General features: G+C 36.7%; 33 protein-coding genes. 32 read left to right on the forward strand and 1 reads right to left on the reverse strand.

The genetic code is table 11. From position 1 onward, the window contains the following. The first annotated feature begins 79 nt into the window (after positions 1-79). The 32 genes from ACZZZK_RS16860 (at position 80) to ACZZZK_RS17015 (ending at position 17,691) form a co-directional block, all read left to right on the forward strand. The gene (locus tag ACZZZK_RS16860) at positions 80-913 is read left to right on the forward strand and encodes a sulfite exporter TauE/SafE family protein (protein ID WP_463485144.1); all 834 of its coding nucleotides are present in this window, start codon (positions 80-82) and stop codon (positions 911-913) included. Between the two features lies 1 nt (position 914). Further along, positions 915-1,310 carry a DUF1634 domain-containing protein gene (locus tag ACZZZK_RS16865; protein WP_463485145.1) on the forward strand — a complete coding sequence of 132 codons (396 nt, stop codon included), beginning with the start codon at positions 915-917 and terminating at the stop codon, positions 1,308-1,310. A 172-nt stretch (positions 1,311-1,482) separates the two neighbouring features. Further along, positions 1,483-2,100 (forward strand): 50S ribosomal protein L3, encoded by a 618-nt coding sequence (rplC, locus tag ACZZZK_RS16870; RefSeq protein ID WP_056849254.1) that lies wholly within the window; start codon positions 1,483-1,485, stop codon positions 2,098-2,100. Positions 2,101-2,104: 4 nt separating this feature from the next. Continuing rightward, on the forward strand, positions 2,105-2,734 hold the full coding sequence (gene rplD / locus ACZZZK_RS16875) for a 50S ribosomal protein L4 (protein ID WP_010599909.1): 630 nt from the start codon (positions 2,105-2,107) through the stop codon (positions 2,732-2,734). 1 nt (position 2,735) lies between these two features. Further along, entirely contained in the window at positions 2,736-3,026 is a 291-nt protein-coding gene (gene rplW, locus ACZZZK_RS16880) for a 50S ribosomal protein L23 (protein WP_056848527.1), read from the forward strand. 20 nt (positions 3,027-3,046) lie between these two features. After that, the gene (gene rplB / locus ACZZZK_RS16885; protein WP_056848528.1) at positions 3,047-3,871 is read left to right on the forward strand and encodes a 50S ribosomal protein L2; all 825 of its coding nucleotides are present in this window, start codon (positions 3,047-3,049) and stop codon (positions 3,869-3,871) included. After that, complete coding sequence (rpsS, locus tag ACZZZK_RS16890; RefSeq protein ID WP_010599906.1) at positions 3,871-4,137, forward strand: 30S ribosomal protein S19; 267 nt, start codon at positions 3,871-3,873, stop codon at positions 4,135-4,137. Before rplB ends, rpsS begins: the two co-directional genes overlap by 1 nt. 7 nt (positions 4,138-4,144) lie before the next feature. Further along, positions 4,145-4,504 carry a 50S ribosomal protein L22 gene (gene rplV, locus ACZZZK_RS16895; protein ID WP_056848529.1) on the forward strand — a complete coding sequence of 120 codons (360 nt, stop codon included), beginning with the start codon at positions 4,145-4,147 and terminating at the stop codon, positions 4,502-4,504. A gap of 9 nt (positions 4,505-4,513) precedes the next feature. Further along, complete coding sequence (gene rpsC / locus ACZZZK_RS16900) at positions 4,514-5,359, forward strand: 30S ribosomal protein S3 (protein ID WP_056848530.1); 846 nt, start codon at positions 4,514-4,516, stop codon at positions 5,357-5,359. A 40-nt stretch (positions 5,360-5,399) separates the two neighbouring features. After that, a complete protein-coding gene (rplP, locus tag ACZZZK_RS16905) occupies positions 5,400-5,822 on the forward strand; it encodes a 50S ribosomal protein L16 (RefSeq protein WP_010599903.1) in 423 nt (140 codons plus the stop codon). Between the two features lie 71 nt (positions 5,823-5,893). Further along, positions 5,894-6,106: a 50S ribosomal protein L29 gene (gene rpmC, locus ACZZZK_RS16910; protein ID WP_025145217.1), complete on the forward strand. Its 213-nt coding sequence runs from the start codon at positions 5,894-5,896 to the stop codon at positions 6,104-6,106. A gap of 13 nt (positions 6,107-6,119) precedes the next feature. Beyond that, a complete protein-coding gene (gene rpsQ / locus ACZZZK_RS16915; protein ID WP_010599901.1) occupies positions 6,120-6,374 on the forward strand; it encodes a 30S ribosomal protein S17 in 255 nt (84 codons plus the stop codon). A 1-nt stretch (position 6,375) separates the two neighbouring features. Next, positions 6,376-6,744, forward strand: a complete 369-nt coding sequence (gene rplN / locus ACZZZK_RS16920; protein ID WP_010599900.1) for a 50S ribosomal protein L14 — start codon at positions 6,376-6,378, stop codon at positions 6,742-6,744. Position 6,745: 1 nt separating this feature from the next. Next, entirely contained in the window at positions 6,746-7,087 is a 342-nt protein-coding gene (gene rplX, locus ACZZZK_RS16925) for a 50S ribosomal protein L24 (protein WP_029282701.1), read from the forward strand. After that, positions 7,084-7,650, forward strand: coding sequence for a 50S ribosomal protein L5 (gene rplE / locus ACZZZK_RS16930; protein ID WP_086547740.1), 567 nt, complete (start codon positions 7,084-7,086; stop codon positions 7,648-7,650). The genes rplX and rplE overlap by 4 nt, the downstream gene beginning before the upstream one ends. Then, complete coding sequence (gene rpsN / locus ACZZZK_RS16935; protein ID WP_025145214.1) at positions 7,650-7,919, forward strand: 30S ribosomal protein S14; 270 nt, start codon at positions 7,650-7,652, stop codon at positions 7,917-7,919. Before rplE ends, rpsN begins: the two co-directional genes overlap by 1 nt. Positions 7,920-8,067: 148 nt before the next feature. Next, entirely contained in the window at positions 8,068-8,466 is a 399-nt protein-coding gene (rpsH, locus tag ACZZZK_RS16940) for a 30S ribosomal protein S8 (protein ID WP_025145213.1), read from the forward strand. 18 nt (positions 8,467-8,484) lie between these two features. Next, positions 8,485-9,042: a 50S ribosomal protein L6 gene (gene rplF, locus ACZZZK_RS16945; protein ID WP_056848531.1), complete on the forward strand. Its 558-nt coding sequence runs from the start codon at positions 8,485-8,487 to the stop codon at positions 9,040-9,042. A 5-nt stretch (positions 9,043-9,047) separates the two neighbouring features. Beyond that, complete coding sequence (rplR, locus tag ACZZZK_RS16950; RefSeq protein WP_025145211.1) at positions 9,048-9,401, forward strand: 50S ribosomal protein L18; 354 nt, start codon at positions 9,048-9,050, stop codon at positions 9,399-9,401. Between the two features lie 17 nt (positions 9,402-9,418). Continuing rightward, positions 9,419-9,937, forward strand: coding sequence for a 30S ribosomal protein S5 (gene rpsE / locus ACZZZK_RS16955; RefSeq protein ID WP_056848532.1), 519 nt, complete (start codon positions 9,419-9,421; stop codon positions 9,935-9,937). Between the two features lie 4 nt (positions 9,938-9,941). Continuing rightward, positions 9,942-10,121, forward strand: coding sequence for a 50S ribosomal protein L30 (rpmD, locus tag ACZZZK_RS16960; protein WP_010599892.1), 180 nt, complete (start codon positions 9,942-9,944; stop codon positions 10,119-10,121). 136 nt (positions 10,122-10,257) lie between these two features. Beyond that, a complete protein-coding gene (gene rplO, locus ACZZZK_RS16965; RefSeq protein ID WP_056849255.1) occupies positions 10,258-10,704 on the forward strand; it encodes a 50S ribosomal protein L15 in 447 nt (148 codons plus the stop codon). Positions 10,705-10,711: 7 nt separating this feature from the next. Next, positions 10,712-12,052 carry a preprotein translocase subunit SecY gene (secY, locus tag ACZZZK_RS16970; RefSeq protein ID WP_056848533.1) on the forward strand — a complete coding sequence of 447 codons (1,341 nt, stop codon included), beginning with the start codon at positions 10,712-10,714 and terminating at the stop codon, positions 12,050-12,052. Positions 12,053-12,151: 99 nt separating this feature from the next. Then, positions 12,152-12,937: a type I methionyl aminopeptidase gene (gene map, locus ACZZZK_RS16975; protein WP_463485146.1), complete on the forward strand. Its 786-nt coding sequence runs from the start codon at positions 12,152-12,154 to the stop codon at positions 12,935-12,937. Positions 12,938-13,008: 71 nt separating this feature from the next. After that, a complete protein-coding gene (gene infA / locus ACZZZK_RS16980; RefSeq protein WP_010599888.1) occupies positions 13,009-13,227 on the forward strand; it encodes a translation initiation factor IF-1 in 219 nt (72 codons plus the stop codon). Between the two features lies 1 nt (position 13,228). After that, positions 13,229-13,345 (forward strand): 50S ribosomal protein L36, encoded by a 117-nt coding sequence (rpmJ, locus tag ACZZZK_RS16985; protein WP_010599887.1) that lies wholly within the window; start codon positions 13,229-13,231, stop codon positions 13,343-13,345. A gap of 70 nt (positions 13,346-13,415) precedes the next feature. Beyond that, positions 13,416-13,793 carry a 30S ribosomal protein S13 gene (gene rpsM / locus ACZZZK_RS16990; protein WP_010599886.1) on the forward strand — a complete coding sequence of 126 codons (378 nt, stop codon included), beginning with the start codon at positions 13,416-13,418 and terminating at the stop codon, positions 13,791-13,793. Positions 13,794-13,944: 151 nt separating this feature from the next. Then, a complete protein-coding gene (gene rpsK, locus ACZZZK_RS16995) occupies positions 13,945-14,334 on the forward strand; it encodes a 30S ribosomal protein S11 (protein ID WP_010599885.1) in 390 nt (129 codons plus the stop codon). Between the two features lie 61 nt (positions 14,335-14,395). Next, positions 14,396-15,004, forward strand: a complete 609-nt coding sequence (rpsD, locus tag ACZZZK_RS17000) for a 30S ribosomal protein S4 (protein ID WP_056848535.1) — start codon at positions 14,396-14,398, stop codon at positions 15,002-15,004. Between the two features lie 85 nt (positions 15,005-15,089). Further along, positions 15,090-16,082 (forward strand): DNA-directed RNA polymerase subunit alpha, encoded by a 993-nt coding sequence (locus ACZZZK_RS17005; RefSeq protein WP_056848536.1) that lies wholly within the window; start codon positions 15,090-15,092, stop codon positions 16,080-16,082. Positions 16,083-16,201: 119 nt separating this feature from the next. Then, positions 16,202-16,735, forward strand: a complete 534-nt coding sequence (rplQ, locus tag ACZZZK_RS17010; RefSeq protein ID WP_265799048.1) for a 50S ribosomal protein L17 — start codon at positions 16,202-16,204, stop codon at positions 16,733-16,735. Positions 16,736-16,821: 86 nt separating this feature from the next. After that, a complete protein-coding gene (locus tag ACZZZK_RS17015) occupies positions 16,822-17,691 on the forward strand; it encodes a glycoside hydrolase domain-containing protein (protein ID WP_463485147.1) in 870 nt (289 codons plus the stop codon). Here ACZZZK_RS17015 and ACZZZK_RS17020 read toward each other — a convergent pair whose 3' ends face one another. Further along, complete coding sequence (locus tag ACZZZK_RS17020) at positions 17,692-19,110, reverse strand: TlpA family protein disulfide reductase (protein ID WP_463485148.1); 1,419 nt, start codon at positions 19,108-19,110, stop codon at positions 17,692-17,694. Positions 19,111-19,151: the final 41 nt, after the last annotated feature.

A 19,151-nucleotide genomic window follows, 5' to 3' on the forward strand; every position in this document is an offset into this window, starting at 1 on the left:
TCATCCATATAATATATAGACTTTATTTTATTCCATAAATCCTTCGTTTAGCCAAAAACTGTCCCTTATATTTGCCCGCATGTCGGTTTTGTTATTTACCATCATCGTTTTGTTAGGCGCTTTTTTGGCAGGTTTATTAGGTTCATTAACAGGCTTGGGTGGGGGTGTAATTATTATCCCTCTATTAACACTAGCATTAGGGGTTGATATCCATTATGCCATCGGTGCATCAATTGTTTCGGTAATAGCCACTTCATCGGGTTCTGCGGCCGCCTATGTAAAAGAAGGAATTACAAATATTCGAATTGGTATGTTTCTCGAAATTGCCACTACGATAGGAGCCATTTCTGGCGCAGTAGTAGCCGTTTATCTCAATGCAAATTATATCGCCATCATATTCGGTTGCATCTTAATTTTCTCCGCCATCATGACGTTGAAGAAAAAGATCGATCATACCACTTTAGACAAGACTGATAAATGGGCAAAATTTTTCAAACTTAACAGTAGTTATCCTGATAAAGGCGTAGATCATCCTTATGCAGTTAAAAATGTGCCTGCTGGCTTTGCGATGATGCTTTTTGCTGGTACGCTTTCTGGTCTTTTAGGTATTGGCAGCGGTGCTTTAAAAGTAATTGCGATGGATAACATAATGCGTTTGCCTTTTAAGGTTTCTACAACCACGAGTAACTTTATGATGGGTGTAACGGCAGCTGCAAGTGCGATTGTTTATTTGCATCGCGGTCAGATAGATCCTGGAATTGCAATGCCCGTTTGTATTGGAGTTTTAACCGGCGCTTCGATTGGATCGAAAGTTTTGTTGCGAACTAAGACCGACAAACTAAAAATTGTTTTTGCAGTTGTAGTTACTTTTTTAGCACTACAAATGATTTACAAAGGAATTAGCGGCTTGTAAAATGAACGAAGAGAAAAACGAAAATATTAGCGATAAGGATATCCAGGTTGTATTGGGTACGCTTCTGCGTGCTGGTGTAATCATATCGATGAGTATTGTACTGATTGGTGGTGTCATTTTCCTTATCCATAACAAAGGGGTAATAACCGATTATAAAGTTTTTAAACCAGAACTCTCAAAATTTTCATCTATTGGTGAGATTTTTAAAGGCTTATCGAGCTTTCATGGCGATGCCATTGTTCAGTTTGGTATCCTAATGCTCATTTTTACCCCAATCGCCCGCATCATTTTTGCCATATTTAGCTTTTTGATAGAGAAAGATTATCTCTATGTTCTTATCGGATTTATCATCCTTGCCATCATAACCATCAGTTTAAATGGTGGTTTGGCACATTAACATCTGGTTAAAAGTTAAAAGCCAACATATCAACAATTTATTTGAAAAAATATTTGGCTAACTATTTGAAAATTAATAATTCTTGTCTATCTTTGCCGTCCCTTTCGGGGGATGTACAACCACCTTGAACGAAGCCCTACTGCTTCGATGGGTGTTAAAAAGAAAAGATAAAATGTCAGGAATTATTGGAAAAAAAGTAGGAATGACCAGTATCTTTGATGCCGAAGGAAGAAACATTCCTTGTACGGTAATCGAGGCTGGGCCTTGTGTAGTTACACAAGTGAAAACCGAAGAAAAAGACGGGTATTCATCAATCCAATTGGGTTACGATGAAAAAAAAGAGAAAAACACAACTCAACCGTTAAAAGGCCATTTCGCGAAAGCAAACACAACTCCGAAACGCAAACTTGTTGAATTCGATTCGTTTACAACTTCACTTAATTTAGGTGATGTAGTAACCGTTGATGCATTCGCAGAAGGCGATTTTGTTGATGTTGTGGGTACCTCAAAAGGTAAAGGTTTTCAAGGTGTTGTAAAACGCCACGGATTTGCCGGTGTTGGTATGCAGACTCACGGTCAGCATAACCGTTTACGTGCCCCAGGTTCATTGGGAGCATCATCATTCCCTTCACGTGTATTCAAAGGAATGCGCATGGCAGGAAGAACAGGTGGAGACAGAGTAAAAGTTCAAAACTTACAGGTTTTGAAAGTTTATGCTGAGCAAAACCTATTAGTAGTTAGTGGTTCCATTCCAGGAGCTAAAGGTTCTTACGTAATCTTAGACAAGTAATCAGATGGAAGTTAAAGTATTAAACATTTCAGGTAAAGAAACAGGTGCCAAGGTGCAACTTCCTGAATCGGTATTTGGTATCGAGCCTAACGACCACGCGATTTATTTAGATGTAAAACAGTATTTGGCTAACCAACGTCAAGGTACTCATAAATCTAAACAACGTAATGAGATTGCTGGTTCAACTCGTAAACTATACAAGCAAAAAGGTACAGGTGGTGCCAGAGCTGGTAGCATTAAATCTCCGTTATTTAACGGTGGTGGTCGTGTTTTCGGTCCTCAACCACGTGATTATAGCTTTAAATTGAACAAGAAATTAAAATCATTAGCACGTAAATCTGCTTTAGCTTATAAAGCAAAAGATAACAGCGTGGTAGTTTTAGAAGATTTCAACTTCGATACAGCTAAAACAAAAAACTATACAAGTTTATTGGCTGCGTTAAACGTAGGTACTCAAAAAACTTTATTGGTTTTACCTGCACAAAATAATAATATCTATTTATCAAGCAGAAACGTTCAGAAAACTAAAGTAATCTCGGCAGCAGATTTAAATACTTATGATGTATTAAACGCTGGTGTACTTGTGTTAACTGCAGATTCTGTTAAAACTTTGGAGGAGGCATTTGCCAAGTAATATGGAAATTTTAAAAAAACCAATATTAACCGAAAAAGCTTCAGCTTTAACTGAAAAATCTAACCGTTTCACATTCGCTGTTAACCACAAGGCTAACAAAATCCAAATCAAAGCGGCTATTGAGAAATTGTACGGTGTAACCATCGTTGCAGTTAACACCATGGTTGTTGATGGAAAAGCGAAATCTCGTTACACTAAAGCAGGTTTTGTTTCTGGCCGTAGCCCGAAATACAAAAAAGCAATCGTAACGTTAAAAGACGGCGAAACAATAGATTATTACGCAACTCTTTAATTTAATAATTAATTATAACTATGGGCTTAAGAAAATTTAAACCAGTTACTCCAGGTACCCGCTTCAGAGTTGGTGCTAGTTTTACGGAGATTACAGCAACCAAGCCCGAAAAATCATTGGTTGTATCATCAAAAAAGTCTGGTGGACGTAACAACACAGGTAAAATGACTATGCGCTACATGGGTGGTGGTCATAAAAAATCATATCGTTTAATCGACTTCAAACGCGATAAATTCGATATTCCTGCAACAGTAGCTACTGTTGAATACGATCCAAACCGTACTGCCCGCATCGCATTATTACATTATGCAGATGGCGAGAAGCGTTACATTATTGCTCCAGAAGGTTTGCAAGTTGGTTCGGTATTATTATCGGGCGAAACAGCAGCTCCAGAAGTAGGTAACACTTTAAAATTATCGAACATTCCATTAGGTTCTATCATCCACAACGTGGAGATTCACCCTGGAAAAGGAGCACAATTAGCTCGTAGTGCAGGTGCTTATGCACAATTAGCTGCCCGCGATGGTAAATATGCTACTTTGAAAATGCCTTCAGGCGAAACCCGTTTAATCTTGACTACTTGTCTTGCTACTATCGGTGCGGTATCTAACTCAGATCACGCAAATGAAGTATTAGGTAAAGCTGGTCGTAAACGTTGGTTGGGCCGTCGTCCGAGAACTAGACCGGTAGCGATGAACCCTGTCGATCACCCAATGGGTGGTGGTGAAGGTAGATCATCAGGTGGTCACCCACGTTCAAGAAATGGCGTTTTAGCTAAAGGCTACAAAACCAGAGAACTTAAAAAATATTCTAATCGTTACATCATAGAGAGAAGGAAGAAATAATGGCTCGTTCGATAAAAAAAGGACCTTATATTGACCATAACGTAGAGAAAAAAGTAAACTCTATGAATGATTCAGGCAAAAAGTCTGTAATCAAAACTTGGTCTCGTAGATCAATGATTTCACCAGATTTCGTTAATCATACATTTGCAGTACACAATGGTAATAAATTTATCCCTGTGTATGTTACAGAAAACATGGTTGGTCACAAGTTGGGAGAATTTGCTCCAACCAGAACATTCAGAGGACACGCTGAAAAGAAAAAATAATTAGACAATGGAAGCAATAGCAAAATTAAACAATTGTCCAACCTCACCGCGTAAGATGCGTTTGGTTGTAGATCTTATCAGAGGTGAACGTGTAGAAAAAGCATTAAGTGTTTTAAAGTTTACCAATAAAGAAGCAGCAATAAGAGTTGAGAAATTATTATTATCTGCTATCAACAACTGGGAAGCTAAAAATGGCAAAACTTCTGATGGAAGTGAGTTATTTGTTAAAACCATTATGGTAGATGGTGGTCGTCAACTTAAACGTTTACGTCCAGCACCTCAAGGCCGTGGATATAGAATTCGTAAGCGTTCAAACCACGTTACGCTGATTGTAGATAGTAAAAGTACAGAAACAACTCAAAACTAATTTTAGGAAATGGGACAAAAAGCAAATCCAATAGGTAACAGGTTAGGTATCATCAAAGGATGGGATTCTAACTGGTTCGGTGGCAACAACTACTCCGATAAATTAGTTGAAGATGAGAAAATAAGAAAATACCTTTCTGCTCGTATCGCTAAAGGTGGTGTTGCTAAAGTGGTTATCGAGCGTACGTTAAAACGTATCACGGTAACAATCCACACAGCTCGCCCAGGTATCGTAATCGGTAAAGCAGGTGCTGAGGTTGATAAAATCAAAGAAGAGTTAAAGAAATTGACTAAAAAGGAAATTCAAATTAACATTTTCGAGATTAAACGCCCAGAACTTGATGCACAATTAGTTGCAGAAGGTGTTGCAAAACAATTAGAAGCAAGGATCTCATTCCGTAGAGCAATGAAATCTTCTATCGCATCAACCATGCGTATGGGTGCTGAAGGTATCAAAATCATGACTTCTGGTCGTTTAGGTGGTGCTGAGATGGCACGTACTGAGCAGTACAAAGAAGGAAGAGTGCCTTTGCATACATTCCGTGCTGATATTGACTATGCTTTAGCTGAAGCTTTAACCACTTATGGTAAAATCGGCGTTAAAGTATGGATCTGTAAAGGTGAGGTTTATGGAAAACGTGATTTGTCTCCAAACATCGGTTCAACAAACAACGGTCCAAAAGGCGCATCAGATAAACCAGCTTTCGGTGGAAGAGATAACCGTGGTGGTGGAAGAGATAACCGTGGCGGTGGTAACGACAGACGTGGTGGAAACCAAGGCGGCGGTCGTGGTCCAGGCCAAGGTGGTGCAAACAGAGGTGGTGGCGCAGGCGCTAACAGAGGTCCTCGTAAATAATTGATTTATTAACATCGTTTAACGATTAGAACAAAATAAAATGTTACAGCCAAAAAGAACGAAGTTCAGGAAGATGCAAAAAGGCAGAATGAAGGGTTTAGCTTCTCGTGGAGCTGAATTAGCATTCGGATCTTTCGGTATCAAATCTTTAGAAGCAACTTGGATTACAAGTCGCCAGATAGAGGCTGCTCGTATCGCGGTAACCCGTTTCATGAAACGTGAAGGCCAGGTATGGATCAGAATTTTCCCGGACAAACCAGTAACTAAAAAACCTGCTGAGGTACGTATGGGTAAAGGTAAAGGTGCTCCTGAGTATTGGGTAGCAGTTGTTAGACCTGGACGCGTAATTTTCGAAGCTGAAGGTGTGCCTTTAGAAGTAGCTAAAGAAGCATTGCGTTTAGCAGCTCAGAAATTACCAATCCAAACCAAATTCGTAGTACGTAGAGATTACGTAGAAGCATAGTAAAATGTTGAGGTGAATGTTGTAAATACTTGTTTATTATAACCGCTACACTCAACTTAAAAAAAAGAAAAATGAAAAATTCAGAAATCACAGGGCTTTCAAAAGAAGAATTAGTAGCTAAGATTGCGGAAGAAAAAGAGAACTTATCAAAATTAAAGTTCGCACACACTATTTCAGCTATCGAAAATCCTTCGCGTATTGCGAAAGTAAGGAAAGACATAGCCCGTTTAAACACTGAGTTGACTAAAGTGAAAAACACTGAGTCAGCTACTGAAACTAAATAATTTGAGAGTCGACATGGAAAGACAATTAAGAAAAACAAGAACGGGATTAGTGGTAAGCAACAAGATGGATAAATCTGTTGTAGTGAGCGTGGAACGTAAAGTAAAGCACCCGATTTATGGTAAGTTCGTTAAGAAAACTACCAAATTTATGGCTCACGACGAGAAAAACGAATGCGGTATCGGTGATACAGTATTGATTATGGAAACTCGTCCCTTGAGTAAAAACAAGAACTGGAGATTGGTACAAATTTTAGAAAGAGCTAAATAAGATGGTACAACAGGAATCGAGATTAAACGTTGCTGATAACAGCGGCGCAAAAGAAGTATTAGTAATTCGCGTGCTAGGTGGAACCGGCAAACGTTATGCTTCAATTGGTGATAAAGTAGTTGTTACCGTAAAAAGCGCATTACCGTCAGGTAATATTAAAAAAGGTACAGTTTCAAAAGCAGTTGTTGTAAGAACTAAAAAAGAAATCCGTCGTAAAGATGGTTCTTATATCCGTTTTGACGATAATGCTGCTGTATTATTGAACGCACAGGATGAGCCAAGAGGTACACGTATCTTTGGCCCGGTTGCGAGAGAACTACGTGAAAAACAATTCATGAAAATTGTATCATTAGCACCGGAGGTATTATAAAATGGGAAACAAAGTAAATACACCATCAAAACTTAAAATCCGCACTGGAGATTTAGTTAAAGTAATTGCTGGCGATTCAAAAGGTCAACAAGGAAAAGTACTTTCAGTACAAATAGATAAAAACAGAGCCATTGTAGAAGGCGTTAACTTAGTGTCTAAACATACTAAACCAAATGCTGCAAATCCGAACGGTGGTATTATTAAAAAAGAAGCTGCTCTTCACATTTCTAACTTGATGTTGGTTGATCCAAAATCTGGTAAAGCCACTCGCGTTGGTCGTAAACTTAACGCTGATGGTAAAATCGTTAGAGTTGCTAAAATTTCAGGGGAGGAAATTAAATAATGGCTACACCTAGATTAAAAAGCAAATACAAAGAAGAAGTTGTAAATGCATTAAAAGAGAAATTTCAGTACAAAACTGTAATGCAGGTTCCTAAATTGGAAAAAATCTGTATCAATCAGGGTGTTGGTCGTTTTTCTGTTACTGATAAAAAGATTATGGATACCACAATCGTTGAGTTGACTACTATTACTGGTCAGCAAGCGGTTCCGGCTAACTCTAAGAAAGATATCTCTAACTTTAAATTACGTAAAGGTATGCCAGTAGGTGTACGCGTAACATTACGTGATAACAATATGTATGAGTTCTTAGATCGTTTGATTTCTGTAGCTTTACCACGTATCCGTGATTTTAAAGGTATTAACGATAAAGGTTTTGATGGTAAAGGAAATTACACATTAGGTGTAACTGAGCAAATCATCTTCCCAGAGATTAATATAGATAAAATCAATAAAATTTTAGGGATGGATATAACTTTCGTAACTTCGGCAAAATCTGACGTTGAGGCTCTTGAGTTATTGAAACAATTCGGATTACCATTTAAAAATCAAAAAACAGCAGAATAATGGCAAAAGAAGGTGTAAAAGCACGCGAAGTTAAGCGCCAAAAATTGGTAGCTAGATACGCTGAAAAACGTGCAGTATTAAAAGCTGCAGGAGATTTCGAGGGTTTAGATAAATTACCTAAAAACTCATCTCCAGTACGTTTACACAACCGTTGTAAATTAACTGGTCGTCCACGTGGTTATATGCGTACCTTTGGTATTTCAAGGGTAACGTTTCGCCAAATGGCACTAGACGGTAAAATACCAGGTGTTAAAAAAGCATCTTGGTAATAAAAGTATAAAGTAATTAGTATAAAGTATTTAGATCAATTGGTCTTTATACTTTATACTATTGTATATATACTAAAAAAGAATTTTAACCGATAGCAGGTCCCACAGCTGAGTAGCAGAAGGAAACCACTATCAAAAACAATAAATAATGAATACAGATCCAATAGCAGATTATTTAACAAGAGTAAGGAATGCCATTAAGGCCAACCACCGTGTTGTAGAAATTCCTGCATCAAACCTTAAAAAAGAAATTACTAAAGTTCTTTTCGATAAAGGTTACATCGCGAACTACAAGTTTGAAGATACAACAGTTCAAGGCATCATTAAAATTGCATTGAAATACAATCCAATTACTAAAGTTCCTGCTATTCGTACATTAGTGCGAGTAAGTAAACCAGGTTTGAGAAACTATGCTGGTGTTGAAAATATGCCAAGAGTATTAAACGGTTTAGGTATCGCAATCTTATCTACTTCTAAAGGTGTAATGACTGATAAAGAAGCAGCCAAATTAAACATTGGTGGTGAGGTATTGTGTCACGTTTATTAATATTAGGAGAACAGCACAATGTCAAGAATAGGAAAAGCCCCAATTACAATCCCTGCAGGTGTTACCATTACTGTATCGAAAGATAACGTAGTAAGTGTAAAAGGCCCTAAAGGTGAATTAACACAAGCAGTAGATTCAGATATCACTGTAAGTCAAGAAGATGGAATTTTAACAGTTCAACGTCCATCAGAACAAAAGAAACATAAAGCATTACACGGTTTATATCGCTCATTGCTTAACAACATGGTTGTTGGTGTTACAGAAGGTTATAAATTAACTCAAGAATTAGTAGGTGTTGGTTACCGTGCTACAAACCAAGGTAATACACTAGATCTAGTTTTAGGTTATTCTCACCATTATGTATTTCAATTACCAGAAGAGATTAAAGTAACTACATCTTCAGAAAAAGGTCAAACTCCTAAAATCATTTTAGAAAGTATTGACAAACAATTGATCGGTCAGGTAGCAGCGAAAATCCGTTCGTTACGTGCACCAGAGCCATACAAAGGTAAAGGTATCAAGTTTGTAGGTGAAGTGTTAAGAAGAAAAGCAGGTAAATCAGCGTCTAAAAAATAGTAATCATGGCAGGTAAAAAATTATCAAGAAGAGATCGTATTAAAAAAGGGATCAGAAAAAGACTTACCGGTTCGGAAGAGCGTCCAAGGTTATCTGTATATAGAAGCAATAAAGGGATTTATGCGCAGGTAATTAACGATGTAACCGGTACTACAATAGCTTCAGCATCATCTTTATCAAAAGATTTTTCTGGAACAGGTAACAAAAGCGACCAATCAGTTGCAGTAGGCAAATTAGTTGCTGAAAAAGCAATCGCTGCTGGTGTTAAAGAAGTTGTTTTCGATAGAAATGGCTATTTATACCACGGTCGTGTAAAATCGTTGGCAGAGGGTGCCCGCGAAGCTGGTTTAGTATTTTAATCTGAAGAAAAAGTAAGATGTCAACTATCAATATAAAAAGAGTTAAAACCACCGATATCGAATTAAAGGATCGTTTGGTTAGTATACAACGTGTTGCCAAAGTAACCAAAGGTGGTCGTACTTTCAGCTTCTCAGCAATTGTTGTTGTTGGAGATGAGAACGGTGTTGTTGGTTTCGGTTTAGGTAAAGCGAAAGAAGTAACAGAAGCAATCGCTAAGGGTGTGGATGATGCTAAAAAGAACTTAGTTAAAGTTCCAATTTTACACGGTACAGTTCCTCACGAGCAGATCGGTAAATTCTCAGGTGGTTTTGTTTTAATCAAACCAGCTGCAGTAGGTACCGGAGTAATTGCTGGTGGTGCGATGCGTGCTGTATTAGAAAGTGCTGGCGTTCATAACGTATTAGCAAAATCTAAAGGTTCATCAAACCCACACAACGTGGTAAAAGCAACTGTAGATGCGTTAACAAAAATGCGTGATGCTTATACAGTAGCTCAAACTCGTGGTATAGATTTAAACAAAGTATTTAACGGATAATATCATGGCTAAGATCAAAATAACACAAGTAAAAAGCGTTATCGACAGAAGCGAGCGCCAAAAAAGAACCGTTCAAGCTTTAGGTTTATCTAAAATGAATCAAAGTGTTGAGGTAGAAGCTACACCACAAATTATTGGTATGGTTCGCAAAGTGAACCACTTAGTAGCTATCGAAGCAATTTAAGACAATTATCAAAATGAATGAGTTTTGAGTGAATGAATAGGCAAATTGCTAACATTCAATCATTCAAAATTCAATCATTATTTATTTATCGTTGTACCTGTTTAGTGAAAGCGAAGGGCAACACAAATTCAAAAAAATGAATTTAAGTAATTTAAAACCTGCAGTAGGTTCTACAAAAAACAACAAAAGAATTGGTCGTGGTACAGGTTCTGGTCGTGGTGGTACTTCAACCCGTGGTCACAAAGGTGCGGGTTCTCGTTCTGGTCACAAAACCAAAATCGGTTTTGAAGGTGGTCAAATGCCTTTACAACGTCGTGTGCCTAAAGTTGGTTTCAAACCAATTAACCGTACCGAATATGTTGGTGTTAACTTAGATGTTTTACAAGCATTAGCCGAAAAACATAACTTAACAACTATTGATTTCGCTGCTTTACAAGCGCATGGTTTAGCTTCAAAAAACGACTTAGTTAAAATTTTAGGTCGTGGTGAAGTAAAAGCAAAATTAGAAATAACTGCACATGCGTTTTCTGCAACCGCACAAAAAGCTATTGAAGCTGCAGGTGGTTCAATTGTAAAATTGTAATTATTAAATGAAGAAGCTATTTACTACTTTAAGTAATATCTGGAAAATTGAAGAATTAAAAGAGCGTATATTGTTTACGCTCTTAATTCTTTTGGTATACCGTTTTGTATCTCACGTGGTTTTGCCAGGTGTAGATCCAACTGCTTTAGGCGCTAACGAAAAATCAGGACTTTTAGGCATTCTGGATATGTTTGCCGGAGGTTCGTTCTCTCGTGTGTCTATTTTAGCATTGGGGGTAATGCCTTATATCTCTGCATCCATTGTGGTGCAACTATTAGGTATTGCTGTTCCTTCTTTCCAAAAAATGCAGAAAGAAGGCGAAAGTGGTAGAAAGAAAATGAACCAGATCACTCGTTACCTTACGGTAGCGATTACAATCGTTCAATCTGTAGGTTACGTTAAAACGCAGGTTCCGGCAGAAGCTATTTTATTACCAAATACCTTATTTTTAGTGTTATCTACGTTTGTATTAACGGCAGGTACATTATTTGTAATGTGGTTAGGTGAAAAAATAACTGATAAAGGTATTGGTAACGGTACTTCACTAATCATTATGGTTGGTATTATTGCTCGTTTACCTATTGCAATTTCTCAAGAGTTTAGTGCACGTGTAGGTTCTGCCAGTGAAGGTGGAGGCCCGGTTGCCTTAGTTTTAGAGATTGTTGCCTTGTTTGCAGTGGTAATGTTTACCATTTTAATTGTACAAGGTGTACGTAAGGTACCAGTGCAATACGCAAAGAAAATTGTTGGTAACCGCCAGTTTGGTGGTGTTCGTCAATACATTCCATTAAAGGTAAATGCTGCCGGTGTTATGCCAATCATTTTTGCTCAGGCTTTGATGTTTATTCCAGGTGCTTTAACACAATTCGTTCCTTCATTGCAAGGTTCATGGTTAATTCAGTTTAGCAATACTACTTCATTAGCGTATAGCTTAACTTTCGCATTTTTAATTATCGCATTTACTTTCTTCTATACTGCTATTACAGTAAATCCAACTCAAATGAGTGACGATATGAAGAAAAATGGTGGTTTTATTCCAGGCGTTAAGCCAGGCTTTGCAACATCGACTTTCATTGATGATGTAATTTCTAAAATCACTTTTCCAGGTGCAGTATTTTTAGCGATTATTGCTATACTACCTTCAATTGCGGTGAAATTTGGTATTAAACAAGAATTTGCTCATTTCTTTGGTGGTACATCACTATTGATTTTAGTGGGTGTTGTCTTAGACACTTTACAACAAATTGAAAGTTATTTATTGATGCGTCATTACGATGGATTAATGAAAACTGGTAGAGTTACTGGCAGAACAGGCGTACCTGCTGCAAGTAGCAACGCAGCTTTGTAGGCTGAACAAAATTGATTAAAACTTTTGAATGATAGAATGAGTGAATGGCCCAACAGCTCTTCACTCATTTACAATTTACGCATTCGAAACTTAAAATGAATGTCTAGAATCTATTACAAGTCTCTTGAAGAGATTGAGTTAATAAGAGAAAGTTCAATGCTTGTTTCAAAAACTTTGGCTGAAGTGGCAAAGGTAATCAAGGCAGGCATCACCACTTTAGCCTTAGATAAGCTGGCATTTGAGTTTATTAATGATCATGGTGCGATACCTGCATTTTTAAATTATAATGGCTTTCCTTACTCTTTATGCATATCGCCAAATGAACATGTTGTTCATGGTTTCCCGAGCGAATACATCATACGAGAGGGTGATTTAATTTCGGTGGATTGTGGTGTGATCAAGAACGGATACTTTGGCGATTCGGCTTATACATTTTCTATTGGAGAAGTTGATGCCGAAAAACAAAAGTTAGTTGAGGTAACCAAACATTGCCTTGATTTAGCAATTGACAAGGCGGTAAGCGGAATGCGTGTTGGAGATATCGGCTTTGCTGTTCAGCAGCATGCAGAAGCTCACGGTTTTGGTGTGGTAAGAGAGTTAGTAGGGCATGGTGTTGGTGTAAAGCTTCACGAAAAACCAGAGGTTCCAAATTATGGGAAACGCGGTGTTGGTCCGAAACTGGAAGAAGGATTAGTGATTGCTATTGAACCGATGATCAATGCCGGTGTTGCTGGCGTACTGTTTCACAATGATGGATGGACGGTGACGAGTAAAGACAATAAACCATCAGCACATTTTGAACACACGGTGGCGATAAAAAAGGGCAAAGCAGACGTTTTATCAACGTTTTCATTAATTGAAGAAGTTTTACAACAAAAAAAATAAATAATTAAAATTTTTTATTTAATTTTGCAACCCTGTTTAGAAGCAGCTAATTAAGTAACAATCAACAAAATATGGCTAAACAAGCCTCAATTGAACAAGACGGAGTAATAAGAGAAGCATTATCGAATGCGATGTTCCGAGTAGAACTTGAGAACGGACACGAGATTATTGCTCATATTTCAGGAAAGATGCGGATGCACTACATCAAAATTCTTCCTGGTGACAAAGTAAAACTGGAAATGTCGCCTTATGATTTAACAAAAGGGCGCATAACCTATAGATACAAATAAAATGAAAGTTAGATCATCAATTAAAAAACGTAGCGCTGATTGCAAGATTATTCGCCGTAAAGGTAAACTTTACGTTATTAACAAGAAAAATCCTAAATACAAGCAACGTCAAGGGTAATTAAAAAACATTGTAATGTACCGCACAACGGTGGCCCGCCGTTCGGAATTACTTCAAAAGATAAATAAATATGGCAAGGATTTCAGGTATTGATTTACCAAGAAACAAAAGAGGAGAGATTGGTTTAACTTATATCTATGGTATTGGGAGAACTACTGCACAACGTATTTTAACTACTGCAGGTATCGATCTAAACAAGAAAGTGCAAGATTGGTCTGATGATGAGTTATCAGCAATCCGTACAATGATTAACGATGAAATTAAAGTAGAAGGTGCTTTAAGATCAGAGGTTCAATTAAACATTAAACGTTTAATGGATATTGGTTGTTACCGTGGTTTACGTCACAGAAAAGGTTTACCTTCTCGTGGTCAGCGTACCAAAAACAACTCACGTACTCGTAAGGGTAAGAGAAAAACAGTTGCTAACAAGAAAAAAGCTACTAAGTAATAGATAGATAGGAGATTGAGGTTTTAGATGTGAGTATCATGTCTATTTAATCTGCTCAAATCTGGAACAAAAGATAAAAAGTAGGATATTGAGTATCGGGGTAGAGAAAGTCTCATATCTCAAGTCTCATATCTAAAATCTAAAAGATAACATGGCTAAGAGTAAAAAAGTAACAAAAAAACGTATCGTTGTAATTGAGCCTGTTGGTCAGGCACATATCAATGCTACTTTCAACAACATCATCGTTACGTTAACCAACAACAACGGACAGACTATTTCATGGTCTTCTGCTGGTAAAATGGGCTTTAAAGGTTCTAAAAAGAACACACCGTATGCAGCTGGTCAAGCAGCTTCAGATTGCGGTAAAGTTGCATTTGATTTAGGTTTACGTAAAGTTGAAGTGTTTGTAAAAGGTCCTGGTTCAGGTCGTGAATCTGCAATCAGAACTTTGCAAGTAGCAGGTATCGAAGTAACATCTATCAAAGATATTACTCCACTTCCTCACAACGGATGTCGTCCTCCTAAAAAGAGAAGAGTTTAATTAATTTTAAAGCTAAGAATCTTCAGTTACAGGCTGAATGGTACTTTAAAAACAGAAAAAAATGGCAAGATATACAGGCCCAAAATCAAAAATCGCCCGTAAATTCAGAGAACCAATCTTCGGTCCTGATAAGGTGTTAGACAGAAAAAATTATCCTCCTGGCCAACATGGCGTTTCAAAAAGGAGAGGAAAACAATCTGAGTATGCAATCCAGTTAATGGAGAAACAAAAAGTAAAATATACTTATGGTGTATTAGAAAAGCAGTTCAGTAACTTGTTTAAAAAAGCATCTTCACGTGCTGGTATTACAGGTGATAACTTACTTCAATTATTAGAAGCACGTTTAGATAACACAGTTTACCGTTTAGGTATTGCAACAACCCGTTCTGGTGCACGCCAGTTAGTTAGCCATAAACACGTAACCGTGAATGGTGAAGTTGTAAATATCCCTTCATATCAGTTAAAAGCTGGTGATGTTGTTGCGGTTCGTGAGAAATCAAAATCATTAGAATCAATTAGTAACTCAGTTGCAGGTAGAACAATTAATAAGTTCTCTTGGTTAGAGTGGAATGCTGGTGAATTAACTGGTAAATTCTTAACCTACCCACAACGTGATGAAATTCCTGAAAACATTAAGGAAAACTTAATCATCGAGTTATACTCAAAGTAATAAATAAGATAGTTAATTACCTCGAAAGGGTAATTAACTTTTTTCTTGTTACTATATATTCAATAACGAATTTAAAAAATTATAAATGGCAATTTTAGCATTTCAGAAACCTGATAAAGTGATCATGCAGAAATCAACAGATTTCGATGGCACATTTGAATTTCGTCCTTTAGAGCCCGGTTTCGGTGTAACAATTGGTAATGCCTTAAGAAGAATATTACTTTCTTCATTAGAAGGTTATGCTATTACTACTATTCGTTTTTCAGGCGTTTCGCATGAGTTTTCTACCATGAAAGGTGTTGTAGAAGATTTAACTGATATCATCTTAAACTTAAAGCAAGTTCGTTTTAAGAAAACTGGTGATTCTGGTGATGCTGAAAAAGTATTCATCATTGTTAACGGCCAAGATCAATTCAAAGCTGGTGATATCACTAAATTCTCTAACAACTTTACAGTTTTAAATCCTGAGCATGTTATTTGCAACATGGACAAATCTGTAACTTTAGAAGTGGAATTAACCATCAATAAAGGACGTGGTTATGTACCTGCTGAAGAAAATAAAGTTGCTGATGCTGTTGTAGGTGTTATCGCGATCGATTCGATCTACACACCAATGAAAAATGTTAAATACACAATTGAAAACTTCCGTGTTGAACAAAAAACGGATTATGAGAAATTGGTATTAGATATTTCAACTGATGGTTCAATTCATCCAGAAGAAGCATTAAAAGAAGCGGCTAAGATTCTTATCCAACACTTTATGTTATTCTCTGATGAGAACTTGGTATTAGAATCTCAAGCAAAAGAAGAAACTAAAGAAGTGGATGAAGAAATTTTACACATGCGTAAAATCCTTAAAACTGAATTAGTGGATATGGATCTTTCAGTTAGAGCATTAAACTGCTTAAAAGCTGCTGATATCCGTACTTTAGCTGATTTAGTATCTTACGATGTTGCTGATATGTTGAAATTCAGAAACTTCGGTAAGAAATCTTTAACAGAGATTCAAGAACTAGTAAAATCAAAAGGTTTATCTTTCGGTATGAACCTGTCTAAATTTAAATTAGACGAAGAATAAAAAATAGTCTAGAGTTCGGAGTCATTAGTCTTGAATCCAAACTCTTCTATAAATATAATAATATTCACTGTGTATAATTCCCTCTGAGACAGAGACGGTATACACTTTATAAAAAAACAATGAGACACGGTAAAAAAGTAAACCACTTAGGTAGAACTGCAAGTCACAGAAAAGCGATGTTAGCCAATATGGCATCATCACTTATTTTGCACAAAAGAATTACAACAACTTTAGCTAAAGCAAAAGCTTTACGTACTTATGTTGAGCCAATTATCACTAAATCAAAAAATGATACTACTCACTCACGTCGTACTGTATTTGCTTACTTACAAGATAAAGAAGTAGTAACTATTTTATTCCGCGAAATAGCTGAGAAAGTTGCAAATCGTCCAGGTGGTTACACTCGTATCATTAAATTAAACAACCGTTTAGGTGATAACGCTGAGATGGCTTTAATTGAATTGGTAGATTATAACGAAGTTTACGGTAAAGATGTAGAGGCTAAAGAAGAGAAGAAAACTACTCGTCGTGGTAGAAGTAAAACTGCTGCTGCTCCTAAAGCTGCTGAAGCGAAAGCTGAAACTGCTGAAGAAGTTGCTCCAGAAGCTACTACTGAAGAAGCTCCTGCTACTGAAGAACCAAAAGGAGAATAATTTATTCTGCTTTAAAATTTTAAAAAGTCCTGTTCGAAAGAGCAGGACTTTTTTGTTTATATTGGATTGTAATTGTAACCCCTAAAATGAACAAGTCATTCTTCATTATTCTACTTTTCTTGAGCTTTTCAAGTATAGCTCAGCAGAAAGTAATATCTGTTGCTGATAAAGTAATATCTATTTCCGGTAGAAAATTAGAAATTAATACTGATGGTTTTCCAAAGCAAATCCAATCCTACTATGATTCTGATTTAAAAGCTTTCGGTGATAAATCTACCAACTTGTTTTATGAGCCCATACATTTTCATCTGTTTACATCTTCTAAAATACAGGAGAAGGTAGTTGCAAACACATTTAACATATTATCCGAAAGTTCAAATTCCATTTCCTGGGATGCTACAAGCTCTTCTGCCAATATGTTACACCACGTACAGGCTGTAATGAATGCAGATGGGATTGCTAAGTTTCATGTAGAACTGAAAGCTTTAAATGATATTAACTTTTCAAATATTAACTTCCATATTCCATTTGAAAAAAATGCCTCAAAGTACTTAGTGGGATTAGGAAACGACGGAAATATAAGACCAGATACCGTAAAGTGGAGCTGGAAAATGGTAGATAAAGTTAAGCCAGAAGTTTTAATTGGAAATGATAATGCGGCGCTTTTTATAAGTTTTGATCAGTATAAAAATGCAGATAGCCACCATATTAGAAATGGCTGGCGAAATGAAGATAAAGATGTATTGCAAATTAATATTAAGGGAAGTTCAATGCTTACTGATTTCTCTACAGGATTAGTGAAGTGTAAGAAAGGTGAAATATTGGTTTTTGATTTTACCATATTAGTATCACCAATGGATATTAAAGACGGGAAGAAAAAATTAGAGAAAAGATTTAAAGCCTATAAAACCGAGGTAATAGACTCTCAACTTTTCTCTAAAAAAGGTAGACCATGATCAATTAATATAATCAGCTATATATTTTTGCCAATCTACACCAAAGGGGATTACCACATATTTTCCTTGCGGACTAACCAAAAATTTCGATGGCCATGAAGCGACTTTGTACGCACTTTCTATTTGATTATCTGACATAGCAACGGGAAAAGTATAACTAAACTCTTTCATGTAAGCCCTAACAGCCTGTTCGTTGTCATTACTTGCAATAGTGATAATATTTAGGTTCGGCAATTTGCCATCTTGAGTTTTTTGGTACGTGCTTTGCAAATCGGGATGCTCTTTCCTACATGGCGAACACCAAGTACCCCAAAAGTCTACTAATGTCCATTGATTATTGTTGTTTACCATCTGATATAAGCTTCCATCCAATTTCGCCAACGAAAATATAGGGGCAATTTTGCCGTTTTTATTGAATTCAGTTAACCAATATTCACCAAACTTGCCACGTTCTTTGTATAAGGCCTTGGCACTTGCTTTATATTTTGGATCTTTCATAGACATGGCCATAACCATTTTAAGCTTGTCGTCATCGCTTGCTATCGTAGCTAAATAGTCTTCTTCGAAAGAATATTTCTCTTTGTTAAAAAGAAAAAACATATCGTAAAAATAGGCATATTTAACGGTGTTGTCTAGCGCATCAGGGCTGAATTCAGAAGCCAATTTTAAGAACTTAATTTGATCGGCTTTATCTATCGTGTTGCCTGCAGAAATAAAATTTATGGAAGCGAACATGTATCTATACCATGCCCGGTCCATTTTTTCCTCTCGCGACAGCTCGTTTTGTGTAGAGTGAGTACTTATATATTGTTTTAGATTATCGTAAATCAAATCTTGTAATTTAACCGCCAGAGGCTTCAGCTGATCACTCTTATTCATTATACCCGAAATCATCAAACCGTATCTTGCTTTCCTTTGATTGTAAAAGTCAGAATCTTCATTTAGGTAGGATAGATATTCGTTACCTATGTTTTGTAGTTCGATGGCATTGTCTTTATTTTTCATAGCTTCAACCCATTTCCAAATAGGATAGATATTTTCCTTGATCTGTTTATTTACACTGTTTTTTGTTTTGTCGAGAATGATGTAAGCATTAAATTGCTCTTCAGCAAACTTACGTCGGGCAGAATCAACCGTAACGTTGAATTTTTTGAGGTGAGCAAGGAATTCGGGATCTTTCAATAACTCTTCTCTTGATCCGAGCATAAAACTTTGAGCAAAACTGTTGTGCAACAAATCATCAGTTGCATTTGATTCAAGCATTGCCAAATTGGTGAGAAAGTAAATCGCTGAATCAGGATTTGTATCTTTTGTGCGTTGGAAACCATTAAAATAGTTGGCGTGTTGGCTAGGGCTATTCTGTGCAAATACACTGTAGGTTATGCACACAAGGAAAGATAACAGGGTTAATTTTTTCATTTTTTAATTGAGGTTATTTAGCTTATTAAATTAAAGAAGCC

The organism is Pedobacter sp. AC163, assembly GCF_979258665.1.

What these genes read in the sequence shown, in the direction of transcription:
- ACZZZK_RS16860 (WP_463485144.1), top strand. Translation starts at nt 80, where the DNA reads ATGTCGGTTTTGTTATTTACCATCATCGTTTTGTTAGGCGCTTTTTTG.
- ACZZZK_RS16865 (WP_463485145.1), top strand. Translation starts at nt 915, where the DNA reads ATGAACGAAGAGAAAAACGAAAATATTAGCGATAAGGATATCCAGGTT.
- rplC (WP_056849254.1), top strand. Translation starts at nt 1,483, where the DNA reads ATGTCAGGAATTATTGGAAAAAAAGTAGGAATGACCAGTATCTTTGAT.
- rplD (WP_010599909.1), top strand. Translation starts at nt 2,105, where the DNA reads ATGGAAGTTAAAGTATTAAACATTTCAGGTAAAGAAACAGGTGCCAAG.
- rplW (WP_056848527.1), top strand. Translation starts at nt 2,736, where the DNA reads ATGGAAATTTTAAAAAAACCAATATTAACCGAAAAAGCTTCAGCTTTA.
- rplB (WP_056848528.1), top strand. Translation starts at nt 3,047, where the DNA reads ATGGGCTTAAGAAAATTTAAACCAGTTACTCCAGGTACCCGCTTCAGA.
- rpsS (WP_010599906.1), top strand. Translation starts at nt 3,871, where the DNA reads ATGGCTCGTTCGATAAAAAAAGGACCTTATATTGACCATAACGTAGAG.
- rplV (WP_056848529.1), top strand. Translation starts at nt 4,145, where the DNA reads ATGGAAGCAATAGCAAAATTAAACAATTGTCCAACCTCACCGCGTAAG.
- rpsC (WP_056848530.1), top strand. Translation starts at nt 4,514, where the DNA reads ATGGGACAAAAAGCAAATCCAATAGGTAACAGGTTAGGTATCATCAAA.
- rplP (WP_010599903.1), top strand. Translation starts at nt 5,400, where the DNA reads ATGTTACAGCCAAAAAGAACGAAGTTCAGGAAGATGCAAAAAGGCAGA.
- rpmC (WP_025145217.1), top strand. Translation starts at nt 5,894, where the DNA reads ATGAAAAATTCAGAAATCACAGGGCTTTCAAAAGAAGAATTAGTAGCT.
- rpsQ (WP_010599901.1), top strand. Translation starts at nt 6,120, where the DNA reads ATGGAAAGACAATTAAGAAAAACAAGAACGGGATTAGTGGTAAGCAAC.
- rplN (WP_010599900.1), top strand. Translation starts at nt 6,376, where the DNA reads ATGGTACAACAGGAATCGAGATTAAACGTTGCTGATAACAGCGGCGCA.
- rplX (WP_029282701.1), top strand. Translation starts at nt 6,746, where the DNA reads ATGGGAAACAAAGTAAATACACCATCAAAACTTAAAATCCGCACTGGA.
- rpsN (WP_025145214.1), top strand. Translation starts at nt 7,650, where the DNA reads ATGGCAAAAGAAGGTGTAAAAGCACGCGAAGTTAAGCGCCAAAAATTG.
- rpsH (WP_025145213.1), top strand. Translation starts at nt 8,068, where the DNA reads ATGAATACAGATCCAATAGCAGATTATTTAACAAGAGTAAGGAATGCC.
- rplF (WP_056848531.1), top strand. Translation starts at nt 8,485, where the DNA reads ATGTCAAGAATAGGAAAAGCCCCAATTACAATCCCTGCAGGTGTTACC.
- rplR (WP_025145211.1), top strand. Translation starts at nt 9,048, where the DNA reads ATGGCAGGTAAAAAATTATCAAGAAGAGATCGTATTAAAAAAGGGATC.
- rpsE (WP_056848532.1), top strand. Translation starts at nt 9,419, where the DNA reads ATGTCAACTATCAATATAAAAAGAGTTAAAACCACCGATATCGAATTA.
- rpmD (WP_010599892.1), top strand. Translation starts at nt 9,942, where the DNA reads ATGGCTAAGATCAAAATAACACAAGTAAAAAGCGTTATCGACAGAAGC.
- rplO (WP_056849255.1), top strand. Translation starts at nt 10,258, where the DNA reads ATGAATTTAAGTAATTTAAAACCTGCAGTAGGTTCTACAAAAAACAAC.
- secY (WP_056848533.1), top strand. Translation starts at nt 10,712, where the DNA reads ATGAAGAAGCTATTTACTACTTTAAGTAATATCTGGAAAATTGAAGAA.
- map (WP_463485146.1), top strand. Translation starts at nt 12,152, where the DNA reads ATGTCTAGAATCTATTACAAGTCTCTTGAAGAGATTGAGTTAATAAGA.
- infA (WP_010599888.1), top strand. Translation starts at nt 13,009, where the DNA reads ATGGCTAAACAAGCCTCAATTGAACAAGACGGAGTAATAAGAGAAGCA.
- rpmJ (WP_010599887.1), top strand. Translation starts at nt 13,229, where the DNA reads ATGAAAGTTAGATCATCAATTAAAAAACGTAGCGCTGATTGCAAGATT.
- rpsM (WP_010599886.1), top strand. Translation starts at nt 13,416, where the DNA reads ATGGCAAGGATTTCAGGTATTGATTTACCAAGAAACAAAAGAGGAGAG.
- rpsK (WP_010599885.1), top strand. Translation starts at nt 13,945, where the DNA reads ATGGCTAAGAGTAAAAAAGTAACAAAAAAACGTATCGTTGTAATTGAG.
- rpsD (WP_056848535.1), top strand. Translation starts at nt 14,396, where the DNA reads ATGGCAAGATATACAGGCCCAAAATCAAAAATCGCCCGTAAATTCAGA.
- ACZZZK_RS17005 (WP_056848536.1), top strand. Translation starts at nt 15,090, where the DNA reads ATGGCAATTTTAGCATTTCAGAAACCTGATAAAGTGATCATGCAGAAA.
- rplQ (WP_265799048.1), top strand. Translation starts at nt 16,202, where the DNA reads ATGAGACACGGTAAAAAAGTAAACCACTTAGGTAGAACTGCAAGTCAC.
- ACZZZK_RS17015 (WP_463485147.1), top strand. Translation starts at nt 16,822, where the DNA reads ATGAACAAGTCATTCTTCATTATTCTACTTTTCTTGAGCTTTTCAAGT.
- ACZZZK_RS17020 (WP_463485148.1), bottom strand. Translation starts at nt 19,110, where the DNA reads ATGAAAAAATTAACCCTGTTATCTTTCCTTGTGTGCATAACCTACAGT.